Genomic DNA, 21,427 nt, shown 5'->3' on the forward strand with positions numbered 1-21,427 from the left:
TATATTTATAATTTTTTTTTATAACAAGGTTAATCTTTAAAGATTGCCAATCATCTTACTTAAACGCGGTAAATTTGAATTATGGGATAAGAATAGCGATTCAAAAAACTCAATTTGAACGAATTGAATGGATATAAAAACGGATAAAAATAGAAAAACTGATTAACCTGACGGGGAAAAGATTAGTTTCTTGTCCAAATATCTTTATGCGCAAAACCGAGTAAATTATTGGTCATTTTAATGTACTGTAATTCCAGTGACCAAATTGGCGCTTTCATTAATTTAGCAAATGGAAAAGCTTGATAATACAGTGAATAAGCATGCATAGCGTGTTGATCACTTAGCTGTTTTGCTATTGCCACAAACTGTATACCTTGAATTTGAGCAACAGTTCTAGGCGTGATACTAATTGTACCTGCTACCTGTGGCTGGTTTAGCATTGCATTAGCGTGCTGAGTTTTTAGCTCAGTGAGAAAATATAAATTCATCAACTCTTGATCAAATACATAAAAGGTATTACATGCCCAAGGTTGATTATTTGATAAAATCACACTTAACGAAAGTACATGCTGTTTTTTGATAAATTCAATGATCTTACGATTAGGTTGCATACAAAATTTGTTGCTTATCATATCATTCAATTATTTTACTATTGAGTTGCATATCTTCACCCCAACGAGGTAGGCATGGCATATCAATATCAAACAAGTCTAAGGCTCTTGCAACACTATGCGTTATCATATCATCAACACTTTCAATATGTTGATATAAGGCAGGAACAGGTGGAAAAATAATTCCTCCCATTAATGTCACCGCTTCCATATTTTTAATATGTCCTAGATGTAATGGGGCTTCTCGCGTCATTAAGACTAAGCGACGACGCTCTTTAAGTACCACATCAGCCGCTCGAGTAAGTAAATTATCAGATAGACTATTCGCAATTGCAGATAGAGAGCGCATTGAACAGGGAGCAACTAACATACCAATAGTTTTATAAGAGCCACTGGCTATCGCTGCACCAATATTATTAATGGAATAAACACTATCTGCTAATGCTTGAATCTGTTTTATACTCATATTGGGGACTTCGTAGCTAGAGGTTATTTGTGCAGCTTTAGAAATAACAAGGTGCGTTTCGATATCTAACGGTTTTAACAGTTCTAGCGCTTTAATACCATAAGCAATTCCTGTTGCACCACTAATACCAATTATTATTCGTCGGTTTGCCATTTCTATCCTTATCTTTCAGTAAAATTACATAAATAGTGAATTACTATTTTAGCACTAGCAATGTAAAATCATCGTTCAAGTTTTCAGTCATATATAGACATAATTTTACCGACTATACCTACCAATTAAAAGCGAATCAAGTATCAACCAGCAATACATTTTCAAACTACTTTTATTTAGATGATAATTTTAGAGATGAAAAACATCAAAAAATAGATAGATGAGATAGCTACCAACTGTGCGTTGGTAGCAAAATTGGTTAGTTATTCTTTGGCCATAGGTTGAGTAACAACTTGGGTTTGTTGTTCACCCTGAATTGCATTAATTTGCGCTTCATATTTACTTACAGCATCTTTACCCGATAATAAACTATACGTTAGAGTAAACTCTGTACTTTGACCCGGTGCCAATTGACGAACGCGTTTTTGTTCTCGCTCTATAGTTACAGGATAGGCAAAACTGGTACCAGGCTCAAGCCCCGTCACATAGCCTTGTTTAAGGGTATCGGTATTTTTCCATAGAGAAAGTACTGGTAATTGTTCGGTATTAAAAGCGATACCTGCTGCTTTATCTCCTGCTTTATTGGTGACCATTACTTGTGTGTGATTATTTGCATCAGCAAATGGATAAACGTTAAAGACCATTTCATCAAAACCTTTAGTTGGGCCTAAATAAGTTTGCCACGTCGCTAATCCTTCTTTTGCATAATCGTTAAAAGGTGAAATTTCTTTAACTGGCGCAACAAATCTAGCGCCTTCTTCAAGAATTGGCGTACCAAAGTTGCTATGATAAATGATTTGATAATCGCGGGTATAATCACTCTTATTTGTAACGACATCATGTACGGTAAAATCATTACTTCCTGGCACATAGCTAAGTGATGCCCACGTTTCTAAATGACTTTTTTTGAATGTGTTTTCTTTTATCAGACCTTTAATATTAATAGTATACGGCGCTTTATCTTCGATTGTGACAATTAATTTTGATACAGGCGTATTTTGTGCTCGTCCGTGAAGCGTATACATCATGCCATCGGCTTGAACGGCATGTCCAGTCCATTCAAAACCACAACGAACCATCATTTCGTTAAAGCCATCTAACCAACCGATGCCACCGCGACTTTCTAAATTGATAAATTTAGGGTTAACAACTTCATTAACAGGCGAATCCCAGCCTAAACGAATCCCCTCACTTTCTACCGATAAAATACCTAAGCCACGCGTAGGAATTAATTTAATAGTCAAAACATCACTTGTTATTGTTAGTAATTCAGTTCCTTCTTGTTTACCGCCTTTAAGCACCGTGTTTTGAATAGTAAATTTTTCATTTTTTACACCCAAATCTTTGCTAAAAATCGACCAGTTACCTTCTGCAATACCTTTTTCGTTATCGATTAAGACAAACTCTTTTGCACTGGCATTATAGCTAAGCAGACCAAGTAATAGAGCAGATGAAACAATTTTGATTTTCATAGTGATTCCTTATAATGAATAAAACGAAACTGAATCGGTTCAGTTAATATGACACAAAATTAAAGGAATCAATAAAACAATATCGTAAAAATGAGAAGTCATTCACATTTTTTTCAAATCAAATAACGTTAGACAAAGTTATACACACATACAGTAAAACTTGCTGAAATTAGCTTTTTGGCCTAACTTGACCTGCTTTCCAATGTTTACGACAAACTGAATGGAACTCACTATCGCCAAGATGAATTGAATTACCAAATTTAACAATTTTACCATCTTGTCCTTCTAGCAAATTCATTGTTGCTTTTTTACCACACCAACAAACAGTTTTTAATTCGCGAAAATTATCGGCAATTTCAAGTAAGGTTTTTGAGCCTTCAAATAAATGTCCCATATAATCGGTTTTTAAGCCAAAAAACATCATAGGTACACCATATTCATCACAGACATCCGATAGTTTCCATATAGTACTTTTAGATAAAAACTGGCTTTCATCAATCAATATACAGGCATAATTATTTTTTTTGATAAGTGCAATGATCTCATCAACACTATTATCGTCAAGCAATAATGCTTTTTTACGCAACCCTAATCGCGATACAATTTCTACCGCGGAATCACGTGTATCAACAGACGACTTAAGTAATAAAGTCTGCATGTTGTTACTTAAATAATTATGATCTATTTGTAATAGCTCGGTTGATTTTCCCGCATTCATCACGGCATAAATATAGTATATTTTCGACAAAATAAGACTCTCAAGAAGTAAAGTGAAATAGATAAAAAAGAGATTGTTAAGATAATAAAAAAGGTAAGTACTATACCTACCTTTTTAAGTATAAATTAAATATTTATTATTTAGCTTTACCTTGATTTGCAACCGCTGCTTGTTTTGCAGCAATTTCATCAGCATTACCTAAATAATAGTGTTTAACAACTTTCATATTGTCATCAAATTCATACACTAACGGCACACCAGTTGGGATGTTTAGTTCAATAATGTCATCATCACTGATGTTATCAAGGTGTTTGACTAATGCTCGTAAAGAGTTACCGTGCGCTGCAATAATCACACGCTCACCTTTAGCAACACGTGGTGCAATAGTTGATTCCCAATAAGGAAGCACACGTTTAATCGTTAATGCAAGGCTTTCTGTTAATGGTAATTCTGATTCAGGTAATTTGCTGTAACGTGAATCATGTCCAGGAAAACGTTCATCTGATTTTTCAAGTGCTGGAGGCGTAATTGCAAAACCACGACGCCACAATTTGACTTGTTCATCACCATATTTAGCCGCTGTTTCTGCTTTATTTAAACCTTGTAATGCACCATAGTGACGTTCATTAAGCTTCCAGTTTTTTTCAACCGGTAACCATGCTTGATCAACTGCATCTAAAACATGCCATAAAGTATGGATTGCGCGTTTTAAAACAGATGTATAAGCAAAATCAAAAGTAAACCCTTCTTTTTTTAGAAGTTGTCCAGCTTCAGCTGCTTCTTTTTTACCTTTCTCAGATAAATCAACATCTGTCCAACCACAAAAACGGTTTTCTTGATTCCAAACACTTTCTCCGTGTCGAATAAGCACTAATTTTTTTACTGCCATGAGTATAGCTCCTTTGTTTCGTAGAATAAAATGGTTAAATTTATATTCATAATAATGCACGGAACACACCGTGCATTATGTGTTTTATGCCTCAATAAAGCTTACATAAAACTTTAATTATTTTGATAAGTATTTCAATGGATCAACAGATTGCGCTTTATAGCGGATTTCAAAATGCAGTCTTACCGATGAAGTCCCTGTTGCACCCATTGTGGCAATTTGTTCACCTGCTCTCACTGCTTGTTGTTCTTTTACTAAAATTGATTGGTTATGTGCATAGGCAGTTAAATAGTCATCATTGTGTTTAATGATGATTAAATTACCATAACCCGGTAAAGCATTACCTGAGTAAACAACACGACCGTCAGCGGCAGCAACAACTTTGTCACCTAATGAACCAGCAATATCAATACCTTTGCTTGCATTAGAGAATTTTTCAATAATCTTACCTTTTGCTGGCCATTGCCACGCAATATTCGCCACATTTGACACTGGCGAGGTTGGTAAAAATGTGTTAGCTGAACTACTCGCACTGATGTTAGGGCTAGGCGTATTATTGAGTGGCTCAGTCACTGTTTCAGTTTTTTGAGTAGTTTTAGGTGGTTGGTTATTACCAGATGTTGTAGTTGTCGTGGTAGTGGTTGTTGTCATTACCGGTTTAGTTTTGGCTTGTGCCGCTGCGGTAGTCTTATCATCATCCATATAAACCATAGAAGGAGTATGATTAGATGTTGTCTTTTGTGTTTGTGTTTGTGTTACAACTGTTGTGCCGCCACTCACATCGAGTACTTGCCCAACATTGACAGCATAAGGCTCTTTAATATTATTTTTAGCTGCTAAAGATCGGAAATCATTCCCCGTTACCCATGCAATATAAAATAGTGTATCACCACGTTTAACTGTATAGGTATCGCCTTTGTAACCACCTTTAGGAATTTCATCATAATTACGGTTATAAACGGTTCGTTCATTAGTCGTTAAAACATTATTATGAACACTGGTTGTGGTTGTAGTAACAGGTCTTGATGAAGGCGTCGAATAAGTTGTTGGAGAACTCACAGGCGTTGATATTCTACCACCGGTTGAAATATTAGCTGGTGGTTTTTTATAACCCTGTGTCACACCATTACTTGATGATGAATCAGAAATATCTTCAATTTCAGCAGGATTTGACTGTGTACAAGCCACAATCAATAAACTTAAACAACTTAATGTAAGAATCTTTTTCAAAGCAACACCCTTCATTCATATATTTTTTATGTGCATATTTTATCGCTTTTATCGTAAAAAGCTATTATATTGATTATTTATTATGCTGTTCCAATGTCATAATCAAAGTAGTGAATATTGTTCGATTTAATTTCTACTTTCTAGCTATTAATTTAGCACAAAAATACCATTTGTTGTTCAACAATATCGTTGATTGCCCTACATATGATTAATATCTTACCAACATTGAATTAATCAATTATTCGATCCTAAATAGGATTTATTTTGAAAGTGGTGAGTATATACAATAAAATGCTAGTTCGTATAGTATATTTATCGTATTTTTCAACCAAAATTGAATGTGACTTAACATAATGACTCTATATATTGTTGCAACCCCTATCGGTAATCTGGATGATATTACCCTAAGAGCAATTGAAACACTTAAAAGTGTTGATCTTATTGCAGCTGAAGACACCCGCCATAGTGGTTTACTTTTACAACATTTAGCGATTAAAGCTAAACTGTTTTCTTTACACGATCATAATGAACAGCAAAAAGCCCAAATTTTGATTGAAAAACTTAAATCAGGAATATCCATCGCATTAATATCCGATGCGGGTACACCGTTAATTAATGATCCAGGCTATCATTTAGTTAAAGCTTGTCGTGAAAATGATATTAAAGTCGTGCCTATTCCTGGCGCTTGTGCAGCAATTGCTGCGCTCTCGGTTGCAGGTCTTCCTTCTGATAAATTCAGTTATGAAGGATTTTTACCGGCTAAAACGAAAGCACGGCAAGATAGTTTGGTTAAATTAGTTAATCAATCACACACAATGATTTTTTATGAATCGACGCATCGCTTGTTAGATACATTACACGATATGCAAACTGTATTTGGTCATGAAAGAATGATTGTGCTTGCCAAAGAACTGACTAAAACTTGGGAAACCATAGTCAGTTACCCTATTGCAGAGTTAATTAATTGGTTGAATGAAGATACTAATCGTCAAAAAGGCGAATTTGTTTTGATTGTTGAAGGTCACACTAAAAGCGATGAGGATATCGATGAAAACGTGATTAATACCTTAAAATTATTGCAAAAAGAGTTACCGCTAAAAAAAGCGGCTGCCATAACAGCTGAAATTTATGGGCTTAAAAAAAATCAACTTTATCAACTCGGTTTAACTGTTGAGAATTAACCATAAACAAATAGCGATATAGGTCTTGCTTGTTGCAATCAACTAAAGCACGGTTATTAAATAAACCTCCGAATAATTTTGTTAACTTTGCATTCAACACTAAGAACATTGGCACAATCGGCACGATTTAGTATATAATTAGCCTCTATTTTCAAGCTATTTTAGAATAAAAGGTAATTAAAAGTATGGGATTTAAATGTGGTATTGTCGGACTACCAAATGTTGGCAAGTCAACTCTTTTTAACGCATTAACTAAAGCAGGTATTGAAGCAGCTAACTTTCCATTTTGTACAATTGAACCCAATACTGGTGTTGTACCTATGCCCGATCCACGTTTAGATGAATTGGCTAAAATTGTTAAACCACAGCGCACTTTACCCACAACGATGGAGTTTGTTGACATTGCCGGTTTAGTGAAAGGCGCATCAAAAGGTGAAGGTTTGGGTAATCAATTTTTAGCTAACATTCGCGAAACTGAAGCTATTGGTCATGTTGTTCGTTGTTTTGAAAACGACAATATTATCCATGTTGCTGGTAAGATTGATCCCGCAGAAGATATCGAAATTATCAATACTGAACTAGCACTTTCCGATCTTGAAGCCTGTGAACGTGCGATAACTCGTGTACAAAAACGAGCTAAAGGCGGTGATAAAGATGCCAAATTTGAGTTAGAAATCCTTGAAAAATGTTTACCACATTTAGAGCAAGGGAAAAAATTATTACTTTTAGACTTAAGTAAAGAAGAACTCGAAGCAATTAAATACCTAAGTTTTTTAACGTTAAAACCAACTATGTACATTGCTAATGTAAATGAAGATGGTTTTGAAAATAACCCGTATTTAGAAAAAGTTAAAGCTATAGCTGCTCAAGAAAAATCAGTAGTGGTACCGGTCTGTGCAGCTATTGAAGCAGAATTAGCCGAACTTGATGATGCCGATCGTGATGAATTTATGCAAGACCTTGGTTTAACTGAACCAGGGCTTAATCGAGTCATTCGCGCAGGCTACAGCTTACTTAATTTACAAACCTATTTTACAGCGGGTGTTAAAGAAGTTCGTGCATGGACGATTTCGGTCGGGGATACCGCCCCACAAGCAGCCGGTAAAATTCATACCGACTTTGAAAAAGGCTTTATTCGCGCACAAACTATCGCTTTTGATGATTTTATTAAATATGGTGGTGAACAAGGCGCAAAAGAAGCAGGTAAAATGCGCTCTGAAGGTAAAGATTATGTCGTACAAGATGGTGACATTATGAATTTCTTATTTAATGTCTAATCCTGCTTATATCGTCGCCATTAGGCGGCGATTTGTTAAACGAATTTAACCATAAATTGATAACAAATCATGTTTTATTAAAAGCTATTTACTAGTTAACTCTACTTGTTAGTTATAACAAAATGGATTTTTAAATTTAAGCAAGGCTCATTTTTATGCTACTCACTTTTGAACAAGCCAAACAAAAAATTCTGCAAGCCATATCATCCGTAAAATTACCCAATTGTGAGCAAGTGAGTTTGCTTGACTCCCTCGATCGGATAACGGCAAAACCGGTAATATCGCCAATGAATGTGCCAAGCTTTGATAATTCAGCCATGGATGGTTATGCGGTAAGATTATCAGATATTAAACAGTCAAAACCTCTACCAGTAGCAGGCGTTATTTATGCAGGCGATGATATTGACAATCTTCATTGGCCAAAAGGCACATGTTTACGAATTATGACAGGTGCGGCCTTACCTAATGATGCAGATGCAGTTGTCATGCAAGAGCAAACCGAAAAATCGGATTTAGGAATTACATTTTTAAATGAAATAAAAAGCGGTGATAACATTCGTCGATGTGGAGAAGACATAAAAAAAGATGCTATCACCGTTGAGTGTGGCACTAAATTAACCATACCAACCCTATCAACCCTTGCAACGCTAGGAATTAATCAACTTACCGTATTTAAAAAATTGAAAGTAGCTATTTTTTCTACTGGTAACGAATTAACCTCTATTGGTGAGCCTTTATCTAATAACACTAGTATTTATGATAGTAACCGTTTCACCTTAAGATTATTATTACAAAAACTAAATTGCGAAATTATCGACTTAGGTATTATTCCTGACGATCCCATGCAAATCAAACAGGCGTTATCTAATGCCGCTAAACAAGCTAATTTAATCATTACAAGTGGTGGAGTATCGGTTGGTGATGCCGATTATACCAAAATAGCTTTAGAACAATTGGGCGAAATTGATTTTTGGAAAATTGCCATCAAACCCGGAAAACCCTTTGCACTAGGTAAAATTGGCGATGCATTATTTTGTGGATTACCGGGTAATCCGGTCTCAACATTAGTGACTTTTTATCAATTAGTTCAACCAATAATTTTAATGTTGGGTGGACAACAACGCTTATCGATCAATACATCTTTTACCGTCAAAACTGCCTGTGATTTGAAAAAAAGTATCGGCCGGATGGATTTTCAACGCGGCAAACTATACATTGATGATCAAGGTGAGTTAGCCGTCACCACAACAGGTCAACAAGGATCACACATAACACAATCGTTCAATAGCGCTAACTGCTTTATTTTGCTTGAACAAGAACGGGGCAATGTTAAAAAAGGCGAACTTGTTACCGTTGAGCTATTTAATGCACTACTAAAATAGTGCAACTAAAATTGCACCAGCGGCAATCATTAAAACGCCGATACTGGCAAGAAAGGAAATTTTTTCACCAAATAAAATGACGGCAAAGATAACAGCAAAAACGACACTCAGCTTATCTATAGGGGCAACTTGAGATACTTTGCCCTCTTTGATTGCCATAAAATAAAACAACCAAGATAAAGCGCCAGCAATACCACTAAGTGCAATGATAAATAACGCTTTTTTGTCGTTCAAAAAAGTACTAATCAAGTTCAGTTTACCTTGTACTACCACAACGCCCACTAAGAAGATAGCCATTACAATTGCACGAATAGCAGTTGCGGTGTTGGCATCAAGATGCTGTAAACCAATTTTACCTAAAATAGCGACAAAAGCAGCCGAAATTGCCGACAATAATGCATAAATGAGCCAAGCACTCATATTAATACCTATCTATTTGAAACAAATATTGTTGATTATTACCGTTAGTTTCACACTGTTGTGATTTATTCATCACACCACGGCAATCTTCTAAAACGCCATGTGCTTTTGACCAATGGTATTTTTTGCCTTCATCATTTTTGCCACCACAACCAACTAAAGTTAAACTCATTACTAAGCAGGACAATGCAATAAGATTAGATTTCATATGTTTCCTCAATATTCTAGGCCAATGGCTTTTTTTAATTTATTCATATTATTGTTGATTAATATTATTTTAATTCATAATTCTCGGGATTAATAGCTAAACTACCGCCTATTTTCAATAAATAAAACTGACGCGAGTGCTTAAGTGAGCTTAATAATTCAGGAGGCTCATCTAATGGATCATCGGCTAATTCAAATGTTCCCCAATGAATAGCTATGGCAGATTGACAATTAAGTTCATCATATAACTGCACTGCTTGCGCTGGATCGATATGCTGTGATTGCATAAACCACCTTGGCGCATAAGCACCTATTGGAATTAAGGCTAAATCAATTTTGCTAAAACGTTCATTAATTTTTTTTAAACTGGGTGAATATCCGGTATCGCCCATAAAATAAACTGTCTTAGTTAAGCCATCACAATTAGACTGCATCATCCAACCACACCATAATACTTTATTGGTATCAAATAGGCCCCGCTTACTCCAATGCTGAGCCGGCGTAGCAGTAAACGTAATATCATTGATATTAATTGAATCCCACCAATCCAATTCTATTACATTCTTTGCTCCCCATTTGATTAATTTAGTTTTCAATCCTAGCGGAACAAGCAGGGTAACATTAGCAAACCGTACAATAAGCTTTTTTATACTAGTAAAATCTAGATGATCATAATGATTATGCGAAATAACAATAAAATCAAGCTGAGAAAGCTTATCAATACTTATTGCAGCAGGGGTTAAACGTTTAGGTCCCATCCATTGTAAGGGTGATGCTCGCTGTGAAAAAATAGGATCAGTCAATATTATTTTGTTATTTAAGCGAATTAATGTTGTTGAATGCCCTATCCACCATACGCGGTCACCGCTCAACGTTAAATCTATATTTTCACACCACGTTTGTCTAAATGCATCGTACCCCATTTTTGGTGGTAAAACTTTTCGTTGTCGATGCCAACGCCAAATATCCCGTAATTTTATTTTAAATGGTTGTTCATTTTGAAAACCTTTTGCGGTTCGATGGCATTGATTAGAAATGGCATCATGTATATTGTTCATAATAAAATCTATACTTATGTTATTAAAAACGAGATGTCCGTTCAATCACAACCGCTACATTAGTTGCATTGGCAATTGCGCTTGGTTTGGAGACTTTGATTTTTATCCATTTAACAGCAAATTGCTGGATGACTAATTGTGCAACACGCTCAGCAACACTTTCAATTAATTCAAATGCGGTTGAAGTGATAAAATTTGTTACAGCTTGACTCACTTTAAAGTAATCCAAACAAAGTGCAACATCATCATTTTCGCCAGCAGGTTGATTATCCCACGCCATTTCTAGATCAAGTATTAGTTTTTGTTTGATGGTTTTTTCCCACTCATATACGCCAATCGTTGCTAATGTGGTTAATCCTTCAATCAATACCCTATCTTTGCTCTGTACACTCATTATCTCAAATTCCGAAAGCTTAATTGCGTAAAAATAGAGATTACCGAATATTGAGAATTTACGCTATAATTTATTGCAAATAATATTAAATAACGAACATTATGACCCGAATTTTTCAACCTTACCCTCTAGCCCAAAATAGCCTAATAGAATTAAATAATGACGCGTTCAATCATCTTATTCGTGTTTTAAGAATGAAAGTCGGTGAAGAGATTACCCTTTTTGATGGTTCAAACCATATTTTGCCCGCTATCATACACGAGATTAATAAAAAATCTGTAAAGGTAACAACAAAAGCTTTGATTTTAGATGATCGTGAATCACCTTTAAATATCCATTTAGGACAAGTCATGTCTCGTGGCGAAAAAATGGAGTTTACTATCCAAAAATCAGTCGAACTAGGTGTTGCAAGTATTACACCTTTACTTTCTGAACGTTGTGGAGTCAAACTCGATGAAGAACGGCTGGAAAAAAAAGTCCAACAATGGCAAAAAATCGTGATTTCTGCTTGTGAACAATGTGGACGTAATATTATTCCTAAAATAAATCCAGTTATGAAATTAGAAAATTGGTGTGCAAATTTAACTGACGGGCTAAAACTTAATCTTCACCCTAAAGCTAAGCAAGGTATTAACCAATTATCTTGCAAACATAACACCCTTAATCTACTTATTGGTCCTGAAGGTGGGCTTTCAGATGACGAAATAAATTTGACTCATCAATATCATTTTACTGACCTATTACTCGGTCCACGAGTTTTACGCACCGAAACAGCAGCGCTAACAGCCATAACTGCATTACAAGTTCGTTTTGGTGATTTGGGATAATCAATAAAAAAGCGTGATAATAAATGTTTATTTGCATCTCATTGAGTAACGAGTATGATAGTTGCCAGCATATTTAAATGCTATTTTATAACACCATTTATCAATAATGTTTCAAACATACCTTATAAACGGTATAAAATCGCACAACGTAATATCGTATTAGTAAAACCAATAAAAATCAGTAAGGAGTTACCATGATTAAGCTTGGTATTGTAATGGATCCAATTAGCCAAATAAAAATAAAAAAAGACACCAGTTTTGCCATGTTAGATGAAGCACAAAAACGAGGCTACCAACTTTTTTATATGGAGATGAACGACCTGTTCTTACTAAACGGTGAAGCTTATGCAACCACTCGTACTTTAACCGTTCATAACGACTATTCTCACTGGTTTGATATGGGAGATGAACAAACTCTGCCATTAAGTGAACTCGACGTAATATTGATGCGAAAAGACCCACCATTTGATACTGAATTTATCTATGCAACTTATATTCTCGAACGGGCTGAAGCAAAAGGTGTACTGGTAGTAAATAAACCACAAAGTTTGCGAGATTGTAATGAAAAGTTATTCACTGCGTGGTTTGCTGAATTTACGCCAAAAACACTCGTTACCCGTCAAACCAATCAACTAAAATCGTTTTATCAAGAATACGGCGATATTATTTTAAAGCCCCTTGATGGTATGGGCGGTGCCTCGATTTTCAGAATAAAAGCGGGCGATCCTAATGTCACGGTAATTATTGAAACACTTACAGAACATAATAGCCGTTACTGCATGGCTCAAACCTACATACCGGCTATTAAAGACGGTGATAAACGAGTTTTAGTTGTCGACGGTGAACCCGTTCCTTATTGTTTAGCCAGAATCCCGCAAAAAGGCGAAACCAGAGGTAATCTTGCTGCCGGTGGACATGGGGAAGTTAGAGCATTAAGTGAAAGTGATTGGCTGATTGCTAAAAGCATCGCTCCAGTTTTAAAACAAAAAGGTTTACTATTTGTTGGTTTAGATATTATTGGTGATAAACTAACTGAAATCAATGTCACAAGTCCAACATGTGTACGTGAGATTGAAGCTGAAAACCCAGAACTTTCTATTACCGGTATGTTAATGGATGCGATTGAACGTCGATTAAATAAGTAGAGCAAAAAAATGATTAGAGAATTTCAAAGTAAAGATTTAGATACAGTGATGAATATATGGCTTGAAGGAAACCAACAAGCACATAGCTTTATTGATCCGCAATTTTTTAAACAAAATTATGATATTGTCAAAATGTTAATTCCGATGTCAACGGTCTATGTACAAGATCTTAACGGTGTTAAAGGTTTCATTGGCGTAACCGAAAATTACATCTCGGGTCTATTTGTTGTACCTGAATATCGTGGACAAGGCATTGGTAAAGCACTAGTTGAAAAAGCTAAGCAACGCCATAGTGAGTTACTAATACATGTTTATAAGAAAAATAGTTCTGCAATTAACTTTTTTTTATCGCAACAATTTGAAATTATCAACGAATCAATCAATGAAGAGAGTAACGAGCCTGAATTATTGATGCGTTGTGATATCCAACATCATGTAAAAATTGGCAAATGTGCATTATAAATTATAGAAATGTGAGCATATGAATCTAAAAAATCATTTTATTGTGGCAATGCCAACTATCAATGATCCAACATTTAGCCGATCTGTTGTATATATTTGCGAACATAATCGTGATGGGGCAATGGGGATTGTTATTAATAAACCAATACAAGATCTTAATGTAGCCGCAGTATTAACTCGACTTGAAATTACTGCAAGTAAAAACTGTGCTGAACTTGAACATCCTGTTTTCGCTGGTGGACCTATCGCTGAAGAACAAGGTTTTATTTTGCATACCCCCCAGCAAGGCTTCGCCTCTAGCATAAAAATTTCGGATGATGTAATGATTACTACATCGCTTGATCTACTTAAATCAATCGGTTCACCCGAGCAACCTAAAGATATGTTTTTAGCGTTGGGTTATTCCGGGTGGCAGTCACTGCAATTAGAAGCTGAAGTAGCACGTAATGATTGGTTAGTGACAGATGTTGATCCAAAAATTATTTTTGAATCCGCAATTGAAGATCGTTGGCAAAAAGCAGCGCAATCACTCGGTATTAACATAAATACGATTTCGCACCAAATGGGAAATGCATAATAAATGGCAACAATAATTGCATTTGATTTTGGAACCGCGAGCATTGGCGCTGCGATTGGGCAAGATATTACCAAAACAGCAAATCCATTATGCGCTTTTAAAGCGCGTGATGGTATTCCGAATTGGCAAGCAATTGAAAAAATTTTAAATGAGTGGAAACCTGACTATTTGGTTGTAGGCTTACCACTTAACATGGATGGGACTGAACAACCGTTAACTGCTCGAGCACGTAAATTCGCTAATCGTTTGCATGGTATGTTTGGTTATCAAGTCCATCTGCAAGATGAACGGCTATCTACCGTTGAAGCTAAATCTCATATTTTTGCTTCTCGCGGTTATAAAGCTCTTGAAAAGGGGCATGTTGATGCAACATCAGCGATTATCATTCTAGAAAGTTGGTTTGAAGCCAATTAATTATGTTAATTAATTGGTTATTTCATATAATTATAGATCGCCATTCAATTGCTTCCTTGCTAAAATATCAGCAATTTTTCTATTGTAAGGATTACTTCTCGTGTCAAATAACAACTCTCTAAGTTATAAAGATGCTGGCGTTGATATTGATGCCGGTAACGAACTCGTTAATCGAATCAAATCAGTAGTAAAAGCGACTAAACGCCCAGAAGTCATGGGGGGGTTAGGCGGATTTGGTGCACTATGTGCAATTCCGCAAAAATACAAAGAACCTATTTTAGTATCTGGAACAGATGGCGTTGGTACTAAACTCCGTCTAGCCATGGATTTAAATCGACATGACGCAATTGGCATTGATTTAGTTGCAATGTGTGTTAATGATCTTATTGTACAAGGTGCTGAGCCACTTTTCTTCCTTGATTATTATGCCACAGGTAAACTCAACGTTGATGTGGCAACTACCGTTGTAACAGGGATTGCTGAAGGGTGTAAACAAGCTGGTTGTGCATTAGTTGGCGGTGAAACAGCTGAAATGCCGGGCATGTATCATGGTAATGATTATGACTTAGCGGGATTTTGTGTTGGTGTTGTTGAAAAAACGGAAATGATTGATGGCAGCAAAGTACAAGATGGTGATGCGTTAATTGCTTTAGCATCGAGTGGGCCACACTCCAATGGCTATTCGCTGGTACGGAAGATTATCGAAGTGAGTGGGGTAAATCCAGCAAAGACACAATTAGAAGACAAAACGCTTGCCGATCACTTACTTGCACCAACAAAAATCTATGTAAAATCGATTCTAAACTTAATTGCGCAAATTGATGTGCATGCCATAGCACATATCACTGGTGGTGGATTTTGGGAAAACATTCCACGCGTTCTGCCCGATAATACTCAAGCGATAATTAATGAAAACAGTTGGCAATGGCCAGCGATCTTTAATTGGCTACAGCAGGCGGGTAATGTGGATCGCCACGAAATGTACCGAACATTTAACTGTGGAGTTGGATTGATAATTGCGCTACCCAAATCACTTGCTGATAGAGCCATTACCCTACTTAATAATCAAGGTGAAAAGGCTTGGTTACTGGGTGAAATCAAACACTCAACGTCAAACGAACGTGTAATAATAAAATAGCCAAGTGGTTAACACTATTATTATCCAACCATAAAGGTTGGATAATAATAAGTAATCGGTAGAATCTAATAGAAAAACATCTTTATTATTAGAAGATTTTATCGTTATGTTGATAAATCACTAACAGTTATTTTTTATTGCCTATTTGATTGATTAATTATGCCCTTTTTTAAATTTTCAACTATATTAATATCAATTTCAGTCACTCAAAAATTCAAAGAGTTAAACAAAAAATTTAACATAAAAATAACTAAAAGCTATCTTACTTTCTGGTACAATAATACTAATTATTATAACTAAGTAATGTCATAATACTCTAGAATACAAGGTTTTTTAATGATCATATCAGATGCTAATAGTGCGGTATCTTCCGTCGCTTATCGTGCAAACGAAGTCATTGCTATTTATCCAATAACACCAAGTTCATCAATGGCAGAACAAGCTAGTACATGGGCTGAATTCAATAAACCTAACGTGTTTGGGGATATCCCTAAAGTGGTTGAAATGCAATCTGAAGCAGGCGCGATTTCAACTGTGCATGGTGCGTTGATGACGGGAGCATTAGCTACCTCATTCACCTCATCGCAGGGTTTGCTACTCATGATTCCATCCCTGTATAAAATTGCTGGGGAACTAACACCATTTGTATTACATGTTGCTGCGCGTACCGTTGCTACTCATGCTCTATCAATTTTTGGTGATCACTCCGATGTGATGTCAATCAGACAAACTGGTTTTGCGATGCTTTGCTCAAGCTCGGTACAAGAAGCACAAGATTTAGCGTTAATCGCGCAAATGGCAACCTTTAACAGTCGAGTACCATTTGTACATTTTTTTGATGGGTTTAGAACCTCACACGAGGTCAATAAAATCTATCCATTGACTGACGAAGATATCCATCAGCTTTTACCACATGAAGCCATTAAAGCTTACCGTTCTCGAGCTTTAACACCGGATAAACCGGCTATACGAGGTACATCAGCTAATCCAGATACCTTTTTCCAATGCCGTGAAGCAGTCAATCCTTATTACAATAACACTTATCAGCATGTTGTCGATGCGATGGACGCTTTTGAACAACAAACAGGTCGAAAGTATCAGCCATTCGAATATTATGGTGCTCATGATGCTGAGCGAGTAATAGTTATCATGGGTTCGGGTGCAAGTACTAGTAAAGAAGTCGTTGATTACTTGAATAAAAACGATGAAAAAGTGGGTGTGGTAATTGTTAGACTATATCGCCCTTTTTCCGCCAAACATTTTCTGGAAGTTATTCCTACTAGTGTTAAAAAAGTTGCGGTGTTAGATAGAACTAAAGAACCAGGTGCTCAAGCTGAACCACTTTATTTAGATGTAATGACAGCTTTTGCAGAAAGCTTTAGTCAAGGTGAACGAAGCAATATACCTAAAATCATTGGTGGACGTTATGGTTTATCATCAAAAGAGTTTGATCCTTGCTGTGTTCTCGCTATTTTTACAGAACTGCAATTAGAAAACCCTCGCCCTCGTTTTACTGTGGGTATCTATGATGATATTACCGGTTTATCTTTAACCTTACCTGAAAAGTCTATTCCTCAAAAATCTGCTCTTGAAGCACTATTTTATGGGCTTGGCAGTGATGGCACAGTTTCGGCAACAAAAAATAATATCAAAATTATTGGGGATAGTTCGCCCTTTTATGTTCAGGGATTTTTTGTTTATGACTCTAAAAAAGCCGGTGGCTTAACGACTTCTCATTTACGTGTTAATTTAGAACCGATAGACTCACCTTATTTAATTACGAGTGCACACTTTATCGGTTGTCATCAAGATCAATTTATTGATAAATATCAGATTGTTGAAAAACTTAAAGATGATGGTATTTTTTTACTCAATACCCCTTATAGTAAAGATGAAATTTGGCATCGCTTACCGAAAGAAGTTCAAATACAATTAATTAAAAAAAGAGCGCACTTTTATATCATTAATGCAGCTAAAATAGCACGTGAATGTAACTTAGGTGCAAGAATTAATACCGTAATGCAGGCTGCTTTTTTTCATCTTTCAGAAATATTTAAAAATGACTTCAGTATTGCTCAATTGAAAGAAGTCATTGCCAAAAGTTACAGTAGTAAAGGGCAAGAATTAGTTGAAAATAACTGGAAAGCGCTTGATTTAGCTATCGCATCACTTGAACAAATCCCATTAAGTTGTGTTGATGAAAGTAGCACATCACGCCCAGCTATTGTGCCATATAACGCACCTGATTTTGTTAAAATGGTTACAGCAACAATGCTAGCAGGACTTGGTGATAGCTTGCCGGTATCGGCTTTTCCCCCTGATGGCACTTGGCCAACCGGAACAACAAAATGGGAAAAACGTAATATTGCTGAAGAGATACCTATTTGGCAACCCGAGCTTTGCACACAATGTAACCATTGTGCGGTAGCTTGTCCACATGCAGCCATTAGAGCTAAGGTTGTAGCACCAGATGATATGATTAATGCACCTGAGTCGCTTAGCTCGCTCGAAGTTAAAGCACGCGACATGAAAGGTCAACGCTATGTATTGCAAGTTGCACCTGAAGATTGTACTGGTTGTAATTTATGTGTTGAAGTTTGTCCAGCCCGAGATCGAAATAACTTCGATATTAAAGCAATTAATATGCGTCCGCGTATTGAAAACCTCGATACCCAGCGAACCAATTATGACTATTTCTCGGCGTTACCAGATCGTGATATCAAAACACTTGAACGTATTGATATCCGTACATCACAATTGCTAACACCGCTATTTGAATACTCGGGAGCATGTGCAGGCTGTGGTGAAACACCTTATATTAAATTGTTAACCCAGCTATATGGTGATCATTTAGCCATTGCCAATGCAACCGGCTGTTCATCGATTTATGGTGGGAATTTACCTTCTACCCCTTATACTACCGATCGTAGTGGTCGTGGACCCGCTTGGGCTAACTCATTATTTGAAGATAATGCTGAATTTGCTTTAGGTTACCGTATTACTTATGATCAACATAAAAAACGCGTTTTACGATTATTGGAGCATGTTGGCGGTGAAATCTCCCCCGAAATTACCCTAGCCTTGCAATCAGCAGATGTTTCAATTGCAGATAAACGCGCACAAATTGCTATATTACGTGAACAATTAGCACACATGGATTCGATTGAAGCAAATGAATTAATGCAAGATGCAGACTATTTAATTGATAAGTCAGTATGGGCTATTGGTGGCGATGGTTGGGCTTATGATATTGGCTTTGGTGGGCTTGATCATGTAATGAGCTTAACTGATAACGTCAATATTTTAGTATTAGATACACAATGCTACTCAAATACAGGTGGTCAGCAATCGAAGGCAACACCAATGGGTGCAGTATCTAAATTTGCCGATCTAGGGAAACACAAAGCACGTAAAGATTTAGGCATAAGCGTAATGATGTATGGTCATGTATATGTTGCGCAAATAGCATTAGGGTCTCAACTCAATCAGACACTTAAAGCGTTACAAGAGGCCGAAGCCTATGATGGACCTTCACTTGTTATCGCGTATAGTCCTTGTGAAGAACATGGTTATGATCTGGCTAAATCACATGAACAGATGAAAGATTTAGTCAAATCTGGATTCTGGCCGCTTTACCGTTATGATCCACGCCGCGTAGCAGAAGGAAAACCCGGATTAGTATTAGACTCTAAATCACCAAATAGTGAATCATTGTCAGATATCCTATTGAAAGAACAACGATTCCGACGATTAGAAACATTAGAGCCTGCTGTCGCGAATACTTTACATGAACGTTCAACAAAAATGGTTAACTCGAAGTATAAGTTTTTGCAGATGTTATCAACCTATTCAGATATTGAAACGCCTGCTGATAGTTAACTAATCTTATCAAGGTTAACCAAAATTAACTGTGCTTATTTATCATTGTTAAATAAGCGCAGTATTTAAAAAAAGATTTAATTGTGCAAAAAAGCACCAATAAAGTGCATTTCAACATTTCCCCTACTCACACTCACCAATGCAATAAATACAAATGTTCTTGACTTATATAGCAAAATTAAGCATTACATAATCGGCAATCGAAACTGGTATAAATATTGCATCAAACTATTACCGACAGAAGATCAACTAATGGTGAGGTGAATAATGGATGCAAATTTAAATATCAGCCGTCGAAGTTTATTAACATTCTCTGGTGCGGCAATTGCAGGTTTATCAATAAATCAATTACTGTCCAAAGCCTATGCTCAAGAAGTGCAAAAATCGATCGCTTTTTCATTGCCTATGCTTGATACAGTTGTTACACCTGATGTAAATAATCCGGTAAGACTTAACTTTAATGAAAATGCTTTAGGTATGTCACCTTCAGCCAAACAAGCAGCAATTGATGCGGTTCCTAAAGCTAACCGCTATGCTAAAGCGGAGATGCCCATTTTAAGTCAGTCAATAGCAGAACATCATAATGTCAGTGAAAAACAGATACTCTTGACTGCCGGTTCATCTGAAGGTATTAGAAGTACCATCGCTGCTTTTGTAAAACCTAATACTCAGCTAGTTATACCTGAACTTACCTACAGTGATGGTGAACAATTTGCTAAAATTTTTAATTTGAAAATAACCAAAGTACCTTGTTTAAATGACTGGAAAATTGATATCAATGGGTTAAGAAAAGCCGTTGAAGCTTATCAAGGATTCTCAATTGTTTATTTAGTTAATCCTAATAATCCAACGTCTACTGTTTTTGGTTTACCTGAAATTGAATCATGGATAGCGAGCAAACCTAACAATACTATTTTCATTTTTGATGAAGCATATGCCGAATTTGTTAATGACCCAACTTTCAAATCTGCTGATAATTTTATTAATCAAGGTTACGAAAACATTGTATTACTCAAGACATTTTCAAAAATACATGCAATGGCGGGATTACGTGTTGGTTATGTTGTTAGTAGCGAAGTTCACATAAAAAATATTTCACAATATGTCGCTGGTGAAAAACTGAATTATTGTGGTGTTTGTGCTGCTTTGGCTTCGATGAAAGATAAACAATATCTGACTTATTCCAAAAAAGCGGTTGATGTATCGCGGGAAATTATGGAAAAAACATTATCAGACCTTGGGCTACATTATCTTAAATCAGAAACAAACTTTATATTTCACCAAACACCGATTAATTTGAATGAATATCGAGAATTGATGAAACAAAAATTTATATTAATCGGTAGAGATTTTGCACCGGCTACAAACTGGTGTCGAATATCACTTGGAACACCAGGTGAAATGCTTTATGTAGCTAATGTAATGCGTGAATTGAAAGAACAGGGTAAGATTTAATTAGCAACTATCAAAAATAATAAAGCTCTCTAAATCAGTTAACTTAGAGAGCTTTTTAATTAATTTGTAATC

The 21,427-nt window shown here is 36.1% G+C and carries 21 protein-coding genes; 11 read left to right on the forward strand and 10 right to left on the reverse strand.

Features of this window, described 5'->3' with window-relative positions; all coding sequences use genetic code 11:
- Positions 1–182: 182 nt before the first annotated feature.
- From A9G09_RS02695 to nlpD, 6 genes are all read right to left on the reverse strand, one after another.
- Positions 183–611 carry a pyridoxamine 5'-phosphate oxidase family protein gene (locus tag A9G09_RS02695; RefSeq protein WP_065633376.1) on the reverse strand — a complete coding sequence of 143 codons (429 nt, stop codon included), beginning with the start codon at positions 609–611 and terminating at the stop codon, positions 183–185.
- Positions 612–633: 22 nt separating this feature from the next.
- Positions 634–1,230 carry a UbiX family flavin prenyltransferase gene (locus A9G09_RS02700; protein ID WP_065633377.1) on the reverse strand — a complete coding sequence of 199 codons (597 nt, stop codon included), beginning with the start codon at positions 1,228–1,230 and terminating at the stop codon, positions 634–636.
- Between the two features lie 263 nt (positions 1,231–1,493).
- On the reverse strand, positions 1,494–2,702 hold the full coding sequence (locus A9G09_RS02705; protein ID WP_065633378.1) for an aldose 1-epimerase family protein: 1,209 nt from the start codon (positions 2,700–2,702) through the stop codon (positions 1,494–1,496).
- Between the two features lie 169 nt (positions 2,703–2,871).
- Positions 2,872–3,450 (reverse strand): thymidine kinase, encoded by a 579-nt coding sequence (locus tag A9G09_RS02710; protein WP_065633379.1) that lies wholly within the window; start codon positions 3,448–3,450, stop codon positions 2,872–2,874.
- 106 nt (positions 3,451–3,556) lie between these two features.
- Positions 3,557–4,309 (reverse strand): 2,3-diphosphoglycerate-dependent phosphoglycerate mutase, encoded by a 753-nt coding sequence (gpmA, locus tag A9G09_RS02715; RefSeq protein ID WP_065633380.1) that lies wholly within the window; start codon positions 4,307–4,309, stop codon positions 3,557–3,559.
- Between the two features lie 117 nt (positions 4,310–4,426).
- A complete protein-coding gene (gene nlpD, locus A9G09_RS02720; RefSeq protein ID WP_218056806.1) occupies positions 4,427–5,539 on the reverse strand; it encodes a murein hydrolase activator NlpD in 1,113 nt (370 codons plus the stop codon).
- A gap of 353 nt (positions 5,540–5,892) precedes the next feature.
- Between nlpD and rsmI the strand changes: the two genes are divergently transcribed.
- From rsmI to moeA, 3 genes are all read left to right on the forward strand, one after another.
- Complete coding sequence (rsmI, locus tag A9G09_RS02725; protein WP_065633382.1) at positions 5,893–6,720, forward strand: 16S rRNA (cytidine(1402)-2'-O)-methyltransferase; 828 nt, start codon at positions 5,893–5,895, stop codon at positions 6,718–6,720.
- Between the two features lie 185 nt (positions 6,721–6,905).
- Entirely contained in the window at positions 6,906–7,997 is a 1,092-nt protein-coding gene (gene ychF, locus A9G09_RS02730) for a redox-regulated ATPase YchF (protein WP_065633383.1), read from the forward strand.
- A gap of 155 nt (positions 7,998–8,152) precedes the next feature.
- Positions 8,153–9,379 carry a molybdopterin molybdotransferase MoeA gene (moeA, locus tag A9G09_RS02735; protein ID WP_065633384.1) on the forward strand — a complete coding sequence of 409 codons (1,227 nt, stop codon included), beginning with the start codon at positions 8,153–8,155 and terminating at the stop codon, positions 9,377–9,379.
- Here the strand turns inward: moeA and A9G09_RS02740 are convergent.
- The 4 genes from A9G09_RS02740 to folB form a co-directional block, all read right to left on the reverse strand.
- Complete coding sequence (locus A9G09_RS02740) at positions 9,371–9,799, reverse strand: EamA family transporter (RefSeq protein WP_065633385.1); 429 nt, start codon at positions 9,797–9,799, stop codon at positions 9,371–9,373. The genes moeA and A9G09_RS02740 overlap by 9 nt on opposite strands.
- Before the next feature lies 1 nt (position 9,800).
- Positions 9,801–10,007: a hypothetical protein gene (locus A9G09_RS02745; protein WP_065633386.1), complete on the reverse strand. Its 207-nt coding sequence runs from the start codon at positions 10,005–10,007 to the stop codon at positions 9,801–9,803.
- A 64-nt stretch (positions 10,008–10,071) separates the two neighbouring features.
- Positions 10,072–11,064: an MBL fold metallo-hydrolase gene (locus tag A9G09_RS02750; protein WP_065633387.1), complete on the reverse strand. Its 993-nt coding sequence runs from the start codon at positions 11,062–11,064 to the stop codon at positions 10,072–10,074.
- A 22-nt stretch (positions 11,065–11,086) separates the two neighbouring features.
- Positions 11,087–11,458, reverse strand: a complete 372-nt coding sequence (folB, locus tag A9G09_RS02755; RefSeq protein ID WP_065633388.1) for a dihydroneopterin aldolase — start codon at positions 11,456–11,458, stop codon at positions 11,087–11,089.
- A 101-nt stretch (positions 11,459–11,559) separates the two neighbouring features.
- On the opposite strand from folB, the gene rsmE reads away from it, so the two are divergent.
- The 8 genes from rsmE (at position 11,560) to A9G09_RS02795 (ending at position 21,355) form a co-directional block, all read left to right on the forward strand.
- Positions 11,560–12,285 carry a 16S rRNA (uracil(1498)-N(3))-methyltransferase gene (rsmE, locus tag A9G09_RS02760; RefSeq protein WP_065633389.1) on the forward strand — a complete coding sequence of 242 codons (726 nt, stop codon included), beginning with the start codon at positions 11,560–11,562 and terminating at the stop codon, positions 12,283–12,285.
- Between the two features lie 194 nt (positions 12,286–12,479).
- A complete protein-coding gene (gene gshB / locus A9G09_RS02765; RefSeq protein WP_065633390.1) occupies positions 12,480–13,430 on the forward strand; it encodes a glutathione synthase in 951 nt (316 codons plus the stop codon).
- 9 nt (positions 13,431–13,439) lie between these two features.
- Positions 13,440–13,892, forward strand: coding sequence for a GNAT family N-acetyltransferase (locus A9G09_RS02770; RefSeq protein ID WP_065633391.1), 453 nt, complete (start codon positions 13,440–13,442; stop codon positions 13,890–13,892).
- A 19-nt stretch (positions 13,893–13,911) separates the two neighbouring features.
- Positions 13,912–14,469 carry a YqgE/AlgH family protein gene (locus A9G09_RS02775; protein ID WP_065633392.1) on the forward strand — a complete coding sequence of 186 codons (558 nt, stop codon included), beginning with the start codon at positions 13,912–13,914 and terminating at the stop codon, positions 14,467–14,469.
- Positions 14,470–14,472: 3 nt separating this feature from the next.
- Complete coding sequence (gene ruvX / locus A9G09_RS02780; protein WP_065633393.1) at positions 14,473–14,883, forward strand: Holliday junction resolvase RuvX; 411 nt, start codon at positions 14,473–14,475, stop codon at positions 14,881–14,883.
- A gap of 100 nt (positions 14,884–14,983) precedes the next feature.
- Positions 14,984–16,021, forward strand: coding sequence for a phosphoribosylformylglycinamidine cyclo-ligase (purM, locus tag A9G09_RS02785; RefSeq protein WP_065633394.1), 1,038 nt, complete (start codon positions 14,984–14,986; stop codon positions 16,019–16,021).
- Positions 16,022–16,357: 336 nt separating this feature from the next.
- Positions 16,358–19,900, forward strand: a complete 3,543-nt coding sequence (gene nifJ, locus A9G09_RS02790) for a pyruvate:ferredoxin (flavodoxin) oxidoreductase (protein ID WP_065633395.1) — start codon at positions 16,358–16,360, stop codon at positions 19,898–19,900.
- 267 nt (positions 19,901–20,167) lie between these two features.
- Positions 20,168–21,355: a histidinol-phosphate transaminase gene (locus A9G09_RS02795; RefSeq protein WP_065633396.1), complete on the forward strand. Its 1,188-nt coding sequence runs from the start codon at positions 20,168–20,170 to the stop codon at positions 21,353–21,355.
- Positions 21,356–21,427: the final 72 nt, after the last annotated feature.

It is taken from the genome of Gilliamella sp. wkB292 (assembly GCF_001690235.1).
Classification (GTDB): Bacteria; Pseudomonadota; Gammaproteobacteria; order Enterobacterales; family Orbaceae; genus Gilliamella; species Gilliamella apicola_F.